At 41.7% G+C, this 16,625-nt stretch carries 17 protein-coding genes and 1 riboswitch; of the genes, 13 read left to right on the top strand and 4 right to left on the bottom strand.

All coding sequences use genetic code 11. The features are described from left to right. Positions 1-228: 228 nt before the first annotated feature. Positions 229-1,200, bottom strand: a complete 972-nt coding sequence (locus EGC82_RS01535; protein WP_124729210.1) for an IS1595 family transposase — start codon at positions 1,198-1,200, stop codon at positions 229-231. A 188-nt stretch (positions 1,201-1,388) separates the two neighbouring features. Between EGC82_RS01535 and EGC82_RS01540 the strand changes: the two genes are divergently transcribed. Together EGC82_RS01540 and EGC82_RS01545 are read left to right on the top strand one after the other, a co-directional pair. Then, a complete protein-coding gene (locus EGC82_RS01540) occupies positions 1,389-2,081 on the top strand; it encodes an MOSC domain-containing protein (protein WP_124729211.1) in 693 nt (230 codons plus the stop codon). A 113-nt stretch (positions 2,082-2,194) separates the two neighbouring features. Beyond that, positions 2,195-2,554, top strand: a complete 360-nt coding sequence (locus EGC82_RS01545; RefSeq protein WP_124729212.1) for a DUF4870 domain-containing protein — start codon at positions 2,195-2,197, stop codon at positions 2,552-2,554. Between the two features lie 95 nt (positions 2,555-2,649). Here the strand turns inward: EGC82_RS01545 and EGC82_RS01550 are convergent, their stop codons facing one another. Continuing rightward, the gene (locus EGC82_RS01550; protein WP_124729213.1) at positions 2,650-4,569 is read right to left on the bottom strand and encodes a methyl-accepting chemotaxis protein; all 1,920 of its coding nucleotides are present in this window, start codon (positions 4,567-4,569) and stop codon (positions 2,650-2,652) included. A 217-nt stretch (positions 4,570-4,786) separates the two neighbouring features. After that, on the bottom strand, positions 4,787-6,436 hold the full coding sequence (locus EGC82_RS01555; protein WP_124729214.1) for an electron transfer flavoprotein-ubiquinone oxidoreductase: 1,650 nt from the start codon (positions 6,434-6,436) through the stop codon (positions 4,787-4,789). Positions 6,437-6,668: 232 nt separating this feature from the next. Continuing rightward, a riboswitch (molybdenum cofactor riboswitch) is annotated at positions 6,669-6,801 on the top strand. Here EGC82_RS01555 and moaA point away from each other — a divergent pair. The 11 genes from moaA (at position 6,789) to EGC82_RS01610 (ending at position 15,326) form a co-directional block, all read left to right on the top strand. After that, positions 6,789-7,769 carry a GTP 3',8-cyclase MoaA gene (gene moaA / locus EGC82_RS01560; protein ID WP_124729215.1) on the top strand — a complete coding sequence of 327 codons (981 nt, stop codon included), beginning with the start codon at positions 6,789-6,791 and terminating at the stop codon, positions 7,767-7,769. Its footprint overlaps the riboswitch before it by 13 nt. 83 nt (positions 7,770-7,852) lie before the next feature. Further along, positions 7,853-8,329 carry a cyclic pyranopterin monophosphate synthase MoaC gene (gene moaC / locus EGC82_RS01565; RefSeq protein ID WP_124729216.1) on the top strand — a complete coding sequence of 159 codons (477 nt, stop codon included), beginning with the start codon at positions 7,853-7,855 and terminating at the stop codon, positions 8,327-8,329. A 63-nt stretch (positions 8,330-8,392) separates the two neighbouring features. Continuing rightward, entirely contained in the window at positions 8,393-8,641 is a 249-nt protein-coding gene (gene moaD, locus EGC82_RS01570) for a molybdopterin synthase sulfur carrier subunit (protein WP_124729217.1), read from the top strand. Between the two features lies 1 nt (position 8,642). After that, entirely contained in the window at positions 8,643-9,113 is a 471-nt protein-coding gene (gene moaE / locus EGC82_RS01575; protein ID WP_124729218.1) for a molybdopterin synthase catalytic subunit MoaE, read from the top strand. Positions 9,114-9,152: 39 nt separating this feature from the next. Next, complete coding sequence (modA, locus tag EGC82_RS01580) at positions 9,153-10,004, top strand: molybdate ABC transporter substrate-binding protein (protein ID WP_124729219.1); 852 nt, start codon at positions 9,153-9,155, stop codon at positions 10,002-10,004. Then, on the top strand, positions 10,004-10,684 hold the full coding sequence (modB, locus tag EGC82_RS01585; RefSeq protein ID WP_124729220.1) for a molybdate ABC transporter permease subunit: 681 nt from the start codon (positions 10,004-10,006) through the stop codon (positions 10,682-10,684). Before modA ends, modB begins: the two co-directional genes overlap by 1 nt. Next, entirely contained in the window at positions 10,665-11,777 is a 1,113-nt protein-coding gene (locus EGC82_RS01590; protein WP_124729221.1) for an ABC transporter ATP-binding protein, read from the top strand. Before modB ends, EGC82_RS01590 begins: the two co-directional genes overlap by 20 nt. Positions 11,778-12,139: 362 nt before the next feature. Beyond that, positions 12,140-12,616 carry a hypothetical protein gene (locus EGC82_RS01595; protein WP_244212519.1) on the top strand — a complete coding sequence of 159 codons (477 nt, stop codon included), beginning with the start codon at positions 12,140-12,142 and terminating at the stop codon, positions 12,614-12,616. A 13-nt stretch (positions 12,617-12,629) separates the two neighbouring features. Beyond that, entirely contained in the window at positions 12,630-13,307 is a 678-nt protein-coding gene (locus EGC82_RS01600) for a response regulator transcription factor (RefSeq protein WP_041413271.1), read from the top strand. A gap of 67 nt (positions 13,308-13,374) precedes the next feature. Next, positions 13,375-14,616 carry a sensor histidine kinase gene (locus EGC82_RS01605; protein ID WP_124732531.1) on the top strand — a complete coding sequence of 414 codons (1,242 nt, stop codon included), beginning with the start codon at positions 13,375-13,377 and terminating at the stop codon, positions 14,614-14,616. Between the two features lie 38 nt (positions 14,617-14,654). After that, entirely contained in the window at positions 14,655-15,326 is a 672-nt protein-coding gene (locus tag EGC82_RS01610; protein ID WP_124729223.1) for a TIGR01621 family pseudouridine synthase, read from the top strand. A 61-nt stretch (positions 15,327-15,387) separates the two neighbouring features. Here the strand turns inward: EGC82_RS01610 and EGC82_RS01615 are convergent, their stop codons facing one another. Beyond that, on the bottom strand, positions 15,388-16,557 hold the full coding sequence (locus tag EGC82_RS01615) for a GGDEF domain-containing protein (RefSeq protein ID WP_124729224.1): 1,170 nt from the start codon (positions 16,555-16,557) through the stop codon (positions 15,388-15,390). Positions 16,558-16,625 lie beyond the last annotated feature (68 nt).

Genomic DNA, 16,625 nt, shown 5'->3' on the forward strand with positions numbered 1-16,625 from the left:
AAAATCGGGCCAATCAGTGAAGTAGGATATTCCCCTATGTTATAAGCGAATATTATCCTGAACCCAAGTGGATCTTATGAATGCAGTGCATTGTTAACTCTATTTAGATATAACTGAAATAGTCGCCGTTTGTCATTGTAGTGTCATTGTTTGCCTTTATGATGAGCCCGTCTAAACAACTTTTATAGTGTTGAATAGTTCAGACCGTTCATAGCTATTATTTTTTGGCTATGTTCCATAATACTGTTGTCTACCGTAAGCGGACAACAGTATTTGCCGTTTATCTAGCTTTGCGCTGCTTTCCTTAAACCAAGCGAGATAATTCGATAAATATTTTGTAGCTACTCCCTTCATACTTCCGTTTACCCAGGCTTTAAAATTCGCTATTGCACCATTGACAGTCTGAATGTGATAAATATTATCCATCACTCTGATTTTCCCATTTATCAATCGCTTATGGTCACAGTGCTTTAGTTTGGCTATCTTCACATATGCCCATGCACCATCGCTGCAAAGCACTGAATTTTCTTCAATGTTTTCAGTAAGATTAATGGATATTTCTGAAGACGTATCAGCAGATAAAATTGGCGCTATCATGTGTTTACTGCGGTCAATGGAAAGAAGCACCGCAACTTGGCCTTCTTTAGTACGTTTATCAATATCACCACCGCGCTTTCTGGCTTTTTGACCTGAACCGAGTGTTTTATTACCTTTTTCAGAATAGGCAAGAAAGAATTCATCAACCTCGATAATGCCCGATAGTTTGTCATCATTTTTCCCTGCCTGAGCCTGAAGAAATCGATGTCGCCATAAAAAGGCTGTTTTAAGATTAATACCACAGACTCTAGCCGCCTGCCTCAGCGTTAACCGCAACGCCATACAGTGGGCATACTCGACCCAAATGCAGCTCTTATGCAGCCTAGCTAGCGGGGTATTAGTCTTGTTGTTAAACGTTTTACTGCAGCTATTGCAGCGATATCGTTGTACTCCACCTGCTTTCCCCCACTTTTTGAACTGGCTTGAATCGCAGTGTGGACACTGCGATTTTGAATCAAAAAGTGGTTGGAACAGCTCATCTATAGGGATTTCGGTATCTAATGCTTGAATTGACTGGTGAACTACCTCTCTCTGAGCTGGAGTCATAGAGATAAGTGCTTTTGTTATCTGGTTAAGTTTACTCACAAATAATTTTGCTTTCATTTACTTTACCCTCAATCAGTTAGCTTCACTCATTAAGTATAGACAACATTTACCTACAACAGCGCCTATTTTTTATGTATTATCTTCTATGTTATTTATAGCCTTACTACTCCCCAGTGAGGCTTTTTTTTGTCTGAAAATTGGGTATATTGGCACTCTGTAATAAGATTTAAGCAAGGAGATGCTGGATGATTAAGCGATTGGTAAAGAGTATTTCTGGACTATATTTAGGCGATCAAGTGCAAATGCACAATGGTGTTGCTAGCTGTATTAACCAAAAACATGCCGTTAAGCAGTTAACCGTGCAATTTGATCGGGTCGTCGGTAATAGTGAGGCAGATCCTAAGCATCATGGGGGGCTTGATAGAGTGCTGCATCATTTTCCTCGAGAACATTATGGCCAATACCGCCGCTGGGATTTAATGTCAACATTTGGTGATGTGCCTTCAATGGGTGAAAATATCAGTACCGTTGGCCTTAATGAAGCACAGGTTAATATTGGCGACATTGTCCAAATTGGCGATGTGACGTTACAAGTGACTCAGCCGCGTTCGCCTTGTTTTAAACTTAACTTACAATTTGGCCATCCTAAATTTGCCTTAGCAATGCAAGAAAGTCGTATGTGCGGTTGGTTTTATCGGGTGCTGTCTGAAGGTGATATTCGTCCTAGTGACAGTATTATGCTACTAGAAAGAAAAACCAATATTAGTATCGCCAAAGCTATGCAGATTTATTTTTTAGCTGAATTTGATGCTGTGCAATATCAAATGCTGCTTGAATGCGAAGGTTTAGCGCAAAGTTGGGTTAACTCATTACAGCGTCGCCTTGATCAGCAAAGCATAGAAGATTGGGCTATACGTTTATATGGCAACGCCAGTTAGTTAACTCTAATGCAATGATAATATTAACAAAAAAATTATGCCGATTAAAGTAACTAGTTTAAAAACAACCAGTTAAAATATCAGTTTAAAAGTAATATGATAAGGAATATCAAATGACCGAACCGATAGACACGTTATCCAAAGAAGCTAAGAATATGGGGTTATTAGTGCATGCCGCCAGTTTTGTCGGTTATGTCTTTCCGCTAGGCAGTGTTTTAGGTCCTTTAATTGTGTGGTTAATGAAACGCGACGAATTTGAGTTTGCCAACCAATGTGGGAAAAACTGTCTTAATTTTAAATTGAGCTTAATGATTTATGCCTTGGTGTCGGCAATATTGATTTTAATTGGTGTGGGTGTATTGCTATTAGCCGCGCTGGCATTGCTTGATGTTATTTGTACCATTATTGCGATGGTGAAAGCCAGCGATGGGATAGCTTATCAATATCCGCTCACTATCCGATTTCTGAAGTAGTTAGCATGTTAAATATGGCTTAATGGCAACGATTATAAACATAAAAAACGCCACTCAATTGAGTGGCGTTTTTGTAACATCGATTTATAAACTAATTACACTTTAAAGCGAGCGACTAGAGTATCAAGTCGAGTTGCTAATTGGTTTAGTGACTTACTGGCATGTGCCGCCGCGTGAGCGGTATCGGCTGTACGTTGAGTAATATCGTTGATTTCAGTCACATTGCGATTAATGTCTTCAACTACGGTAGATTGTTCTTCCGTCGCGGCAGCAACTTGAATGTTCATATCGCTAATCAACGCAATACGTTCACTTATACCACTTAACGACTGGCTAGCTTCGTCTACAGCCGTAACACCTTCGTGTGAGCGACTACGCGATTGCTCCATCGCATTAACTGCTCGGCTAGTTTCTGATTGCAGCTTATCAATCATATTTTGTACTTCATTGGTCGATGCAGCCGTTCTAGAAGCCAAGTTACGCACTTCATCTGCAACCACAGCAAAGCCTCGTCCGGCTTCACCAGCGCGAGCAGCTTCAATTGCCGCATTAAGTGCCAGTAAGTTAGTTTGCTCGGAAATAGCACGGATAACATCTAAAATACTGCCAATCGACTTTGTGTGCGTCGCTAACGATTCGATAACTTCACCAACTTGTTCAACGTCTTTAGACAATTGATTAATGGTGGCTCGTGCACGAGTGACTACTTTTTGGCCATCGACAGATTCGGTGTCGGCATCGCGCGCGGTAACAGCAGCTTGAGCTGCATTGCTTGCGATTTCGTTGACGGTTGCACCCATTTCGTTAATGGCGGTAACAACCATGATGGTACGATCTTTTTGTAACTGGCTATCTTCTAATGTTTGATGTGCTTGATTTGATACATCAACGGCCGATAAACCAAGTTGTTCGCTGGTTTTGGCAACTTCAACAACCGTATCTTGGATTTTGCTGATAAAGCTATTAAAACCGCGAGCAAGTTGAGCTATTTCGTCATCACCATTAACCGGTAGTCTTTGACGTAAATCGCCTTCACCCTCACCAATATTACGAAATAATTCAGCAATATGAGCAATAGGACGGCTGACTGAACCTGCAACCGCAATTGAAATTGCAATAAATACCGCTGCGATAAGTATTGTCCACAATAATATCTGATAAGCCGATTCTTGTAGCAGTGCAAACACTTCAGCTTCAGGCACTTGAGCGACTAAGTACCAGTCCATAGACTCAATGTAGCTGCTGGCAATTAGCATGTGTTGGCCATCGACTTCCGCTTTGACTAAATTAAAATCACTTTGGTTTAATAGCTGGTTAGTATTGGCATTAGGGTACAAAGTGCTTAGTTTGCTTTTACCTACTTTACGTGTGTCTTGGTGAAGTTTTACGTCACCTTTAGCATCAACTAAATATACAAAACCGCTGTCTTCTATTTTAAATGAAGCCAGTAAATTAACCATCGAATCTAACGATTTGGCTAATCCCACAAGGCCGCGACCATTGGGTTGCTGGTAGTTGATAAATAGCTTTACATCACCATTAGCTTCGGTGAACACATTCAGCATTCGCTCTTGTTTACTGTTGCGATAGTCAAAAAACCAACCGTCTTGATCTGGGGTTAATACTCGTAAAAATCCGTCTTGTGTGTAATAGGCTGCGCTTTCGCGATCGGCGTAAGATGCTTGAGCTAAGCCGTATTGGTCTTTTATGTCATTAAGTTGTGCGATAACGAGGCTTTCTTGGTCCGCTGGGCGGCCATTTTGAAGCCATCCAAGCAACATTCTGCTATTTGCGAGCTGTTCCGCGGCATTCATTAAACCACTAATTTCAAGGTCAACTTCATTACGGATTTGCATGAGTAAGCTTGGCATTTCCGAATTTAGCATTCGCTGTTCAACGATTTGCTTGGCACTTCGTTGACTTAGCAGCCCGACTAACATTGTTGACAGCAGTACCGCGAAGGTCACGGTGAGCAAGATTTTTTGCTTAATGGTAAGGGTATTAAATGTATTCATCTACAACAGCCTCTTGGAGTATCTTTATGATATATCGGACACAATGACAATAAATTGATAGTTATTTTGCTGTTACGTTAATTAAGTAGACAAAATAGCCTTTTTGCGTAGGTTGTTCTGATTTTGTGTGACTAATGATAGTCGATAAAACAAAAAAAACGCACCTATATTTAAGTGCGTTTTTTTGACTGTGCCAATATTTTAACTATTGGTTAATTTACATATTTGGGTAGTTTGGCCCGCCGCCGCCTTCTGGTGTGACCCAAGTGATATTCTGGCTTGGGTCTTTAATGTCACAGGTCTTACAATGAATACAATTTTGACCATTAATCACAAATTTTTTGTCACCAGCGTCTTCAACAACTTCATAAACACCTGCTGGGCAGTATCGTTGTGCGGGTTCATCAAATTTAACTAAGTTAACCGAAATAGGGATACTTTGGTCTTTTAGGTGTAAGTGACACAATTGATCTTCTTCGTGATAAGTATTTGACAAATATACAGACGATAACTTATCAAAACTTAATTTCCCATCAGGTTTAGGGTAATCAATTTTATTGTAATCACTCGCAAGCCCCATAGTGGCGTAATCTGGCGTATTATCTCTAAAGGTTACCGGAAACTTGCCGCCAAACCAATTTTGGTCAATATAGTTATAGGCGCCACCGAGTAAGGTGCCAAACTTATGCATTGCAGGACCAAAGTTACGAGAGCTATAAAGCTCTTCATGTAGCCAGCTTTCTTCAAAGCGTTGTTGGAAGCAATCAAGATCTTTACCGCCCTCAAGTCCAGCAATTAAGCCTTCACCTAAGGTTTTGGCTGCGATGATACCGCTCTTAATCGCAGTATGGGTGCCCTTAATTTTAGCAAAATTAAGCGTGCCAGCATTACAGCCAATAATTAATCCACCAGGGAAACTCATTTTAGGTAATGAATTTAGGCCGCCTTTGGCAAGGGCGCGAGCACCATAGGATAAGCGTTCGCCCCCGGTTAGTGTTTGTGCAATAACGGGGTGAGTTTTATAACGTTGAAATTCATCAAATGGACTGAGGTGAGGATTTTTATAATTTAAATCGATAATTAACCCTACGGCAACTTGATTGTCTTCCATGTGGTATAAAAATCCGCCACCAGATGAACCATCTACTAATGGCCAGCCGCCAGTATGAACCACTTTACCCTGTTGATGTTGCTCAGCAGGGATTTTCCAAATTTCTTTAAAGCCTAAGCCATAGTGCTGCGGCGTTTTGCCATTGTCTAAATGGTATTTTTGAATCAGTTGCTTACCTAAATGCCCCCGACAGCCTTCGGAGAAAACAGTGTACTTGGCATGTAACTCCATACCCGGCATATAGCTGTCTTTATGTTGACCATTTTCGCCAACACCCATGTCACCGATTAAAATACCTTTAACGCTATTATCGTCATTAAACAGTAATTCACTGGCGGCAAATCCGGGGAAAATCTCGACCCCTAGAGCTTCAGCTCTATTGGCCAACCAACGGGCTAAATTACCGACACTAATAATGTAATTACCCTCATTGTGCATGGTTTTTGGCACTAAGCTGTTTGGCATTAAGCGAGATTTTGTATCTGAATTAAACAAGTAGATTTCGTCATGAGTGACTTTGGTCTTTAGCGGGATATCTGAGTCACGCCAATCATTAAATAGTTCATCCAGTACATCGGGTTCAAATACTGCACCCGACAAAATATGTGCGCCAACCTCAGAGCCTTTTTCAACCACACAAACAGTGATTTCTTTATCGGCATCTTTAGATATTTGCATTAAACGACAAGCGGTTGCTAAACCTGCAGGGCCTGCACCGACAATTACTACGTCGAACTCCATTGACTCGCGTTCCATGTTGTCACCTTTCAAAGTTTCCCGTTCATCGCGGGTTTATTGTTTTTCTATAACGATAAGTAAACGATCGTTTATCCTTTTACTCACCTTACCGCAAAATTCACTTTTGTCACAGTAGCAAACACAATCTTGTCAGCGTGAGTCGAGTCACAAATAGTTAACGATATAGTGTTTTTAACTAAGATATTCACCTAAAGGGGTATTTGTAAAACGGCAAATAGGCCTATAATTGGATCTGACGGTTCTCCGAGCTTTTTGCCCTACGTCAATGATATGGGTAGTTAGCCGTGGTAATTTTGCCACCGGGGTGAGTAAAGAAATGCACTCACCTCCCACACTTGGAAAGGTTAACATGTCCCAATTACAAGACAGCTTTGGTCGAAGATTTCACTATTTGCGGATGTCAGTCACTGACGTTTGTAATTTCAAATGTACTTATTGTTTGCCCGATGGCTATAAACCGGATGGTAAACCTACCTTTTTAACCCTTAATGAGATTGAAAATCTCGTTGCAGGCTTTGGTGAGGTTGGTACTCAAAAAGTTCGTATCACCGGTGGCGAGCCCACTTTACGCAAAGACTTTACCGATATTGTGCGCATTGTTGCGGCTAACGCTAATATTAATACTGTTGCTATGACCACCAATGGTTATCGTTTACAGCAGCATGCTAAAGAGTGGTATGAGGCTGGTCTGCGCCGTATTAATGTGTCTGTTGATAGCCTAGATCCTAAAATGTTTTATCAAATTACTGGCGAAAATAAATTCGACCAAGTGATGCGTGGTATTGATGCGGCACTTGAAGCGGGTTTTGAGCGAGTAAAAGTCAACGCCGTATTACTTAAAGGCTTAAACGATAAAGATTTACCACGTTTTTTACAGTGGATTAAACATACCCCTATCGATTTGCGCTTTATTGAGTTAATGGAAACAGGTTTGGGCCACGATTATTTTAACGAGCATCATTTAGCTGGGGTTGATATTAAAAAACAACTCGAGCAACAAGGCTGGTTATATGACTTGCCAAGTGTTGATGATGGTCCGGCGCAAAACTTCAGTCACAGTGATTATCAAGGCCGTATAGGGCTTATTATGCCTTATGCTAAAAACTTCTGTGCCAGCTGCAATCGTTTACGTGTTTCTGCTAAAGGTAAATTACATTTATGTTTGTTTACTGAAAATGGCGTTGATTTGCGTGATTTATTGCAAGATGCTTCGCAGCGAGATGAGTTAATCACTCGTTTGCACGGCCAATTAGCGCAGAAAAAAGAAACCCATTATCTACACCAAGGTATTACCGGTGTGACTCAACACCTTGCTTCTATTGGTGGCTAAGCGGTTATTGAGTTAAACCGACTGATGCTCACATTATTGTGGCGCACAGTCGATAGACATTGAATTTGATAAGGCAGAACAGCATGAGCAATCGTTTTACCCACATTAACGCCGATGGCAATGCCCATATGGTTGATGTTACTGAAAAAGCGGTCACCGAGCGTGAAGCGCGAGCAGAAGCCTTTATCGACATGGCGCCAGAAACCTTAGCCATGATCATGAATGGCAGCCATCACAAAGGTGATGTGTTTGCTACCGCACGTATTGCTGGCATTCAAGCGGCCAAAAAAACCGCTGATTTAATTCCGTTATGCCATCCCCTAATGCTGACCAAGGTAGAGGTTGAGCTTGAAGCCCAGCCTGACCACAATCGCGTGCGTATAACCAGTTTGTGTAAGTTATCTGGTAAAACCGGTGTTGAAATGGAAGCGTTAACGGCTGCATCGGTCGCTGCGCTAACCATTTACGACATGTGTAAAGCAGTGCAAAAAGACATGATTATTTCTCAAGTACGTTTACTTGAAAAACGTGGTGGTAAATCAGGCCATTTTCAAGCCTAAACTGACCATTATAAACAACGCACATCTAATATGTTTTACCCATAAATGCATTGAGAGACCACTATGATCCAAGTGTTATTTTTTGCGCAAATCCGTGAGTTACTCGGTACCGCTAATATTGAACATATAGCCGATAATATTGACACTGCAGAAGCATTACGTGCAGCACTTGCTGCCACCGATGACAAGTGGGCTAGAGTGTTGGCATCAGACAAACTGCTAGTGGCGATTAATCAAACTATGAGCCAGTGGGATTCGCCTGTAAATGACGGTGATGAAGTCGCCTTTTTTCCTCCGGTTACAGGTGGATAATATGAAACAGCAGAGCAATAGCATTGTGGTTCGTGTTCACACTGAAGATTTTAGTGTTGCTGATGAATATGCATTACTGGCCTGTGATAATCAGGACGGCGCCGTGGTCAACTTTGTCGGTAAAGTACGTGACTTTAATGACGGAAGTGCGGTGACCGATTTAACGCTAGAACACTATCCTGGGATGACTGAGTCGGTATTAATGCAGATAAGCCAACAGGCTTGTGAACGTTGGCCATTAAACAAAGTGACTATTATTCATCGCGTTGGTACCTTATTACTTGGTGAGCAAATTGTGTTTATTGGTGTGACCAGTGCCCATCGGAAAGCGGCTTTTGCAGCATGTGAGTTTTTAATCGATTTTTTAAAAACAAAAGCACCTTTTTGGAAGCTTGAAGCCGGCGATACTGGCGCTAAGTGGGTTGAAGCACGTGACAGCGATCAACAAGCCGCCCAAATGTGGAAAAAGTAATCGTCTATATGGCTCGTACATAGCAAGGATAAACCCTCAATGTCTTTCATTTATGCCAACATTACTCAGCTAGCAGACTCATTTAGGCCTCGATTCCGTGCTGGTGCTATCGCATTATTCTTTGCCATTGTTAGTTCAGTAGGGTTTAGTTCTGCAAGTGTCGCGAGTGATGCTCCGGCCATTGCTGCGGCTGCTAACATTAAATTTGCGGTAGATGAGATAGCGATACGTTTTCAGCAGCAAACGGGTTTAGCTCTGCGGATAAGTTATGGTTCTTCGGGTAATTTTGTGACCCAAATTCAGCATGGCGCTCCGTTTGAAATGATGCTCAGTGCTGATGAAGGTTATATCGATAAACTGCATCAAGCGGGATTTACCCAAGGAGAGGGTGTTATTTATGCCATTGGTCGACTTGCGCTTGCGGCACCGAAAGACTCGCCGTTAATTTTAGACGCTGATTTAGTCGGCCTAGCGCAATTAATCGATGATGGGAAATTATCTCGTTTTGCGATAGCCAATCCCGATCATGCTCCTTATGGCGTGAGTGCGCGTGAAGTACTGCAAGCAAAAGGCCTATGGGATGCGCTACAGGCAACGTTGATTTTAGGTGAAAATGCTGCCCAAGCGACTCAATTTACCATTAGCGGCTCCACTCAAGGCGGTATTGTACCGTTATCTTTAGTGCTAACGCCTGAGTTTGCTAAGCGTGGTAACTATGTCGTGATCCCGGATGCATTATTTCAACCGCTTTATCAACGTATGGCATTAATGCCCAATGCATCTGAAACTGCCGAGCGATTTTATCAGTACATGCAATCTGCTGATGCACAGCAAGTATTAACTCAATTTGGATTTAACTTACCTAAATCTGTCGTTAAGCAGGCTAATTAATGGATTGGCAAGCTCTATGGCTGTCGGTAAAGCTGAGTTGTTTTACCGTAGTACTGCTAATTCCATTGGCTATTTTGGTTGGGCGATGGTTAGCATTTCGGCAGTTTAAGGGTAAGTCGTGGATTGAAGCTTTGATCATGGTGCCGCTAGTATTACCACCAACGGTGATAGGCTATTATTTGCTGGTAGGATTAGGTAATCAGAGCATGATTGGCCAATGGGTTGAGCAGTTAACCGGTCAACAATTAGTGTTTCATTTTTCAGGCCTAGTCATTGCTTCTATCATTGTTAACATTCCCTTTGCCGTTCAACCTATTCAGCGTGCTTTTGAAACCATTCCGATAGATATTCGTGACGCTGCAGCTTGTTGTGGCATGAGTCGATTACGGATCTTTTTTCGCATAGAATTACCGATGATATGGCCTGGTGTATTAACGGCGGTCGTATTGTGCTTTTCCCATGTACTTGGCGAGTTTGGTGTGGTGTTAATGTTAGGCGGTAACATTGCTGGCGAAACCAAAACAATTTCGATAGCGATTTATGATAGTGTGCAGGCATTCGATTTTGATTCAGCAGGAATGATGTCTTTGGTATTATTATTGTTTGCAGTGAGTGCATTAGCACTAACCACGAGCATGTCTAGGCGTTTAGGAGGGCATCATGGTGCCTCACAGCGCTGATCTTATATGTGATATTTCACAAACATCTCCAATTCCACTTGAAGCACATTTTAGTTGCCGAGCAGGTGAAGTTTTAGCGGTAGTGGGTCCTTCTGGTGGCGGTAAAACTACCTTGTTGAGGATGATTGCCGGCCTGACTTTACCTGAGCAGGGGCAAATTCACTGTGGCGACATGCTGTGGTTTGACGCTAAACAGTCTATTTCATTAACGCCACAACAACGACATATCGGTTATATGCCGCAACATTTTGGTTTATTTCCGCATTTGTCGGTGTTAGACAATGTCATTTCTGGACTTGATCATGTGCCAAAAAACCTGAGAAAGCAGCGCGCGTTAGATTGGTTGGAGCGCGTCAACTTACATGGTTTACCTGATCGCTTACCCGCTCAATTGTCTGGCGGACAACGTCAACGAGTCGCGCTTGCTCGAGCATTGGCTCGAGAGCCTGCTATTTTGCTACTTGATGAACCCTTTTCTGCTGTCGATAAAGAAACTCGTGAACGCTTATACATCGAGTTAGCTCGGCTAAAACAACAGCTATCTATTCCGGTGGTGATGGTCACGCACGATATTCATGAGGCGTTATTATTGGCCGATGAGATGATATTGATTAGCCAAGGTACAATGCTGCAACAAGGTAAACCCTTTGAGGTATTATCTCATCCTAATGACGAAGCGGTTGCTAGGCAGATGGGTTTGAGGAATATTTTTGACGGTAAAGTGGTAGCGCAAGATATTGAGCGTAACATGACCCAGTTTACTCTGGGTGATGAACTGATTGTCAGCGACAGCGCCCCCACGTTGAGTGTTGGCCAAGCTATTCGCTGGGTTATTCCCAATCAAGGTATTCGCTTTAATGCCATAAGCAGTGGTCGTCTGTGTAAAAGCTTAAATAAATTAGAGGTATTAATTGAATCTGTACTGGTGATGGGGGAGTCATCACGAGTGATAGCCTCTGTCGTTGGTATTGGCTCGACCATTAATGCTGATGTGCCGACTCATTTAGTGCATAAGTTATCGTTAGCTGCTGGAGTACAAACCACCATAGCGCTCAAATCAGATCAAATTCATATTTTAACCACCAACCCTTAACGTAGATAGAAAATTGTCTTAAACACCTCTTTAGCCACCTTACAGAGTCTATTACTGTGCAATAGACTGACGATTTAGTGAGGCAATGTGGCTTGTTAGCGACATTAATAACACATTTGATCTCAATACCTTATCTTTTGAGCCTGTTTTTATTGATTGACGAGTCCTTTAGGCTGAATTTATATCGTGAATCGGCGGTTCAGCGAAATTGGAAATGGTATTTATGATCAATTATTAATCTTAGATTTCTTGGGACTTTGGCTGCTCTTAGGTAGAGTAGTCGGGTAATAGAATTTTCAATTATATAGAGGCTCGTGATGGTTCGGTTGCTGCTAGCAATATGCTTTCTTCCTTGTGCCGTGATGGCCACTCCATCTATGCACTCTTTATTGATCAATGGTGACTTTTTAAAGCCCATTTCGGTCATGGAACAATTAGAGCAACAAGATGAAGGCACCATTTGTGACTTCGATGTTGATGTTGAAGAAGGCTTGCTGGTGTATAAAATTTCTATGGTTAACGTAGAAACTCACCGAATCAATAAGTACGAATATCGAGCTTTAGACGGTATATTACTAACTGAAAAATCGTCTGCTTATGCCAGTGATGATATTGGCCAAGTTAATGCAGCAAAAATGCTCCAAGCTAAGCACATGAAGTTTTCAGAATTAGTGACTCTCGCGATTGAAAATCAGCAAGGATACTTAACACAAGCAGAATTGGACCACGATTTATCAATTAGTTATCTCGAATTAAAATTACTCAATCAAGATAGTAGAAATACCATTGCTTTCGATATTGAAACCCTACGTCCACTACCTCTGCTCAAATGGGATTAAAGACTCTATGACTATGCGTATTTTATTGGTTGAAGATGATGCTACTACATTAAAGTATGTAGCCGACGGATTTACTGCTCAGAAATATCAAGTTGATAGTGCAACAGATGGCCAAGAAGGTCTTACGTTAGCCAAACATAACCAATATGATTTACTGATCCTCGATCGCATGCTACCTAAGTTAGATGGCTTAACATTATTATCGGCTCTGCGTACTAGTGGCAATAAGACTCCAGTACTTATTTTATCAGCCTTAAGCCATGTTGATGAGCGCGTAAAAGGTTTGCGTGCCGGTGGTGACGACTATATGACTAAGCCCTTTGCCTTTGCTGAATTATTAGTCCGAGCGGAAAAGCTTGCTCAGCGTAATGTCGTTGAACCTGCTGCCACTGAGATAGAAGTGGGTAGTTTAAAAATGGAATTATTAACCCGTAAAGTCACCCTTGATGATAGCGAGTTAATGCTACAACCAAAAGAATTTCAATTACTTAAATATTTAATGGAACATCCTAATCAAGTGATTAGCCGTACATTACTGTTTGAAGCAGTATGGGACTACCATTTTGATCCGCGTACTAACGTGATAGATGTGCATATTGCTAAGTTACGTCGTAAGTTTGAAGAGCTTGGACATGGTGAGTTAATTGAAACCGTAAGAGGGGCTGGATATCGCCTTTGCAAAAGGCATTAAGCCTTACCAAAGCAGTGCGTGGCGGATCACGCTGATCTTCTCGACATTAGTGACAATCCTAATTGTTATGTTGGTGCTTAGTCTCTATAGACAGTTAGTAATTGAGCAACAAAATCAAGTAGATAAACATCTTGCTGCAGAAATGCAGCGTTACCAACAGTTAGCGTTAACCGTTAATCGTCGTAGTTTTGCAGCTCAAATTCGTGCCGCTGATCCTAAAACTGCCCTGATTGCCTGGCGCAATAGTGTTGATATGGTCGGCGCACTAACATTTTTGCCCGAAAACATGCCGCAATTGCCTGAAACCAAAGATTTCCCTATTTTTACTGGCGGCCCAGATAAGTTACATATTCTGACTGGCGGCCTCGTCATTACCCGTTATGGTCCTGTACTTATAGCGACCCGAACCGATCAACTGGCAACCTTAATAGAGAAATTTATTAACGCTGCATTTTGGGCGGTGGCATTTACCTTGGGACTCACGCTAGCGTTAGGGTATATTTTCTCTAAAGCTATTCTAAGACGACTGGTCGAATATAACCGTTTAAGCGAACAAATTGAGGCAGGACATTATGAAACTCGTCTGCCAGTAAGCGAAAGCCAAGATGAATTTGATATGCTTGCGCGCCAATTTAATTTGGTACTCGATACTCTAGAGCAAAACTTACGTGCTGTTCGCGGTGTAACAGATAATATTGCCCATGATTTACGCACACCGTTATCGCATTTGCGCATTGGTATTGAGCTATTGTCGCAAAAACCGACCTCTGAACTTGCCGATGCTACTGCTGAGCTACTCGAAGAGTTAGATCACTGCCTGGGAACATTTGATGCGATGTTATCGTTAACTCGTATTGAAGAAGGCCAGCAAATGCTTGATTTACAGCCGGTGAATTTACAGCAAATCTGCCAAGATTTATTCGAAATGGCTGAGGTCATTGCCGAAAGTCGAGACCAAGCACTGAAAATCAGTCTAGAAGGTGATATTGAGGTTAATGGCGATAAGTATTTGCTGTTCCAGGCGTTATTTAACTTAGTTGATAACGCGATAAAGTATTCTCCCGACGGTGCCACAATCAGCATTATTCAACACGGTAAACATATTCAAATTAGCGATAATGGACCGGGTATTATTGATGAAGATAAAGAGCGGGTATTTGATAGTTTAGTCCGCTTAGATCCTAGCCGCCATTACAAAGGCACAGGATTAGGTTTGTCGATGGTAAAGGCTATTTTGTCGCGTCACAAAGCGACTATTTCATTACACGATAATAATCCGGGTTTATTGGTGAGTATTCACTTTAAGTAACGCTGTGAGTCCGCCGTTTAATCCTCGTTGGATAATCTATGTATCAACTGCTCAGTGACCACCCCGATTTTATTGTGATCAGCAAATCTGCTAATGTGCATTTTCATAGCCAAGACGGCACCGCTGGGGTTATTGCTCAGGCAGAGGCTGATTTAGGTTGTAAGCTTTACCCTGTTCATCGTCTCGATACGCCGACTTCAGGTTTATTAATTGTGGCTAAGTCTCCTCAAGCGGCCAACGTGTTTACGCAGATGTTTACTGAGCATAAAGTACAGAAGTATTATTTAGCGATAGCGTGCGGTAAGCCTAAGAAAAAACAAGGTTGGATTGTTGGCGATATGGCTAAGTCACGCCGCAGTATGTATAAATTACTGCGAACGACAGACAACCCAGCGGTGACACAGTTTTTTAGTCAGAACGTTGCTCAAGGTATGCGGGTGTATTTGCTTAAACCCCTCAGTGGCAAAACCCATCAATTACGAGTGGCCTTAGCCAGTATTGGGGTGCCTATTTTAGGCGATAAACTTTATGGCAATGAGCTTAGTGATAGGTGCTATTTACATGCCTATAGTTTGCATTTTAGCTATCTTAATCAAGCTTATGTTTTTCAACAGCCGCCTTCATTTGGTGAGCAGTTTGTGTTGCCCCAATGCCGAGAGTTTATGAGTAATCAATGGCAATTACCTAATGATTTACCGTGGCCGAGTTAATGTTAGTCTGCACCTATTAGCAAAATGACTGTGTATATTTATTCTCCTAAGCAGAGCTTAACTAAACTGCGGTAGCAATACAGTTTCGGCCGGCTTTTTTAGCGTCATACATAGCTTTGTCGGCTTGGGCTAAAATATGTTTACTTGGTGTTTTGGGGGTAACAATAGCGCAACCAATGCTTGCCGTTATGGTGAGCTTTTCATCGCCAGTATCAATAATGAGTTCAGCAAGTTCTTGCTGACATCGTAAAGCCATTTTATGCGCTTGTGCTAATGTGCAATTAGGTAATAGCATCAAAAACTCCTCACCGCCATAACGGCAGAAAAAATCTTCATTGCGGATGACATTATTAATCGCATTAGCTGCCTTTTCTAACACAATATCGCCCATCGCATGGCCCCAGTTATCATTAATCTTTTTAAAGTGGTCTAAATCAATTAATAGTATGCAATAAGGCGTGTCAGATATTTTCCAACCGCTGTGAATGCGTTGTAATTGTTTGTCCAGCGAATGTCGATTCCAGATCCCAGTGAGAGCATCACGGTTAGCTAGGGTAAGTATTTTGGTCACCAGTTTGTTGATAGAGTTGCCGATAATTAAAATATTAACCAGTAAGATTAGTATGATATATACCCATAGTGTTGGTTTCGCATCTGCTGTATTTAAGGTGGCAAAGACTGTTATTTTTTCTGGAAAAACTAGCAACATCATGGTTCTTAGTAGGAATAAACCGCCTATTAATGCTATTGGGATAACTAACCAATAGACTGCAAATGCAGTAAAGGTATCTCGAAATGCGTGTAAATGATCACGAGCGAGTCCAAAAAATAATACCGATGCTGCCAAGGATAAAATAGACACTAAATAAACAGCTTCTGTTCGCTGTGGTGACACAAATAGCATAAGAATTGCCGCAATAATGACCACTGTTAAGTCGAATGTTTTGCTACTGGGTAATCGATAGAGACGCTGAGATCCCCAACGAAGAATACTGAATCCGAGTAAGATTATAATATCAGCAGCTAACCAATATAGGTAACTGGATTGATCTGTACGTTGTGTGTAAAGCAACATACCAATAAGCACGCAAAAATTGGCTAACGAAAAGCGAATACTCGCTTTAGGTGCAACTCGCATTGGGTAAGCCATAATCCACCAGGAGAGCGTGGCAGTGGCTGCGAGTAGACACAAGACTTGCATTAATGTTTGTGTCGATTCATGTTCCATCATAAAGGTGCATATAAAGGTATTTGGTGATGAATTAAGCCATTGAGAGTAGTGTAAATATTCTCCAGCGA

This window comes from Shewanella livingstonensis (assembly GCF_003855395.1).
GTDB lineage: Bacteria > Pseudomonadota > Gammaproteobacteria > Enterobacterales > Shewanellaceae > Shewanella > Shewanella livingstonensis.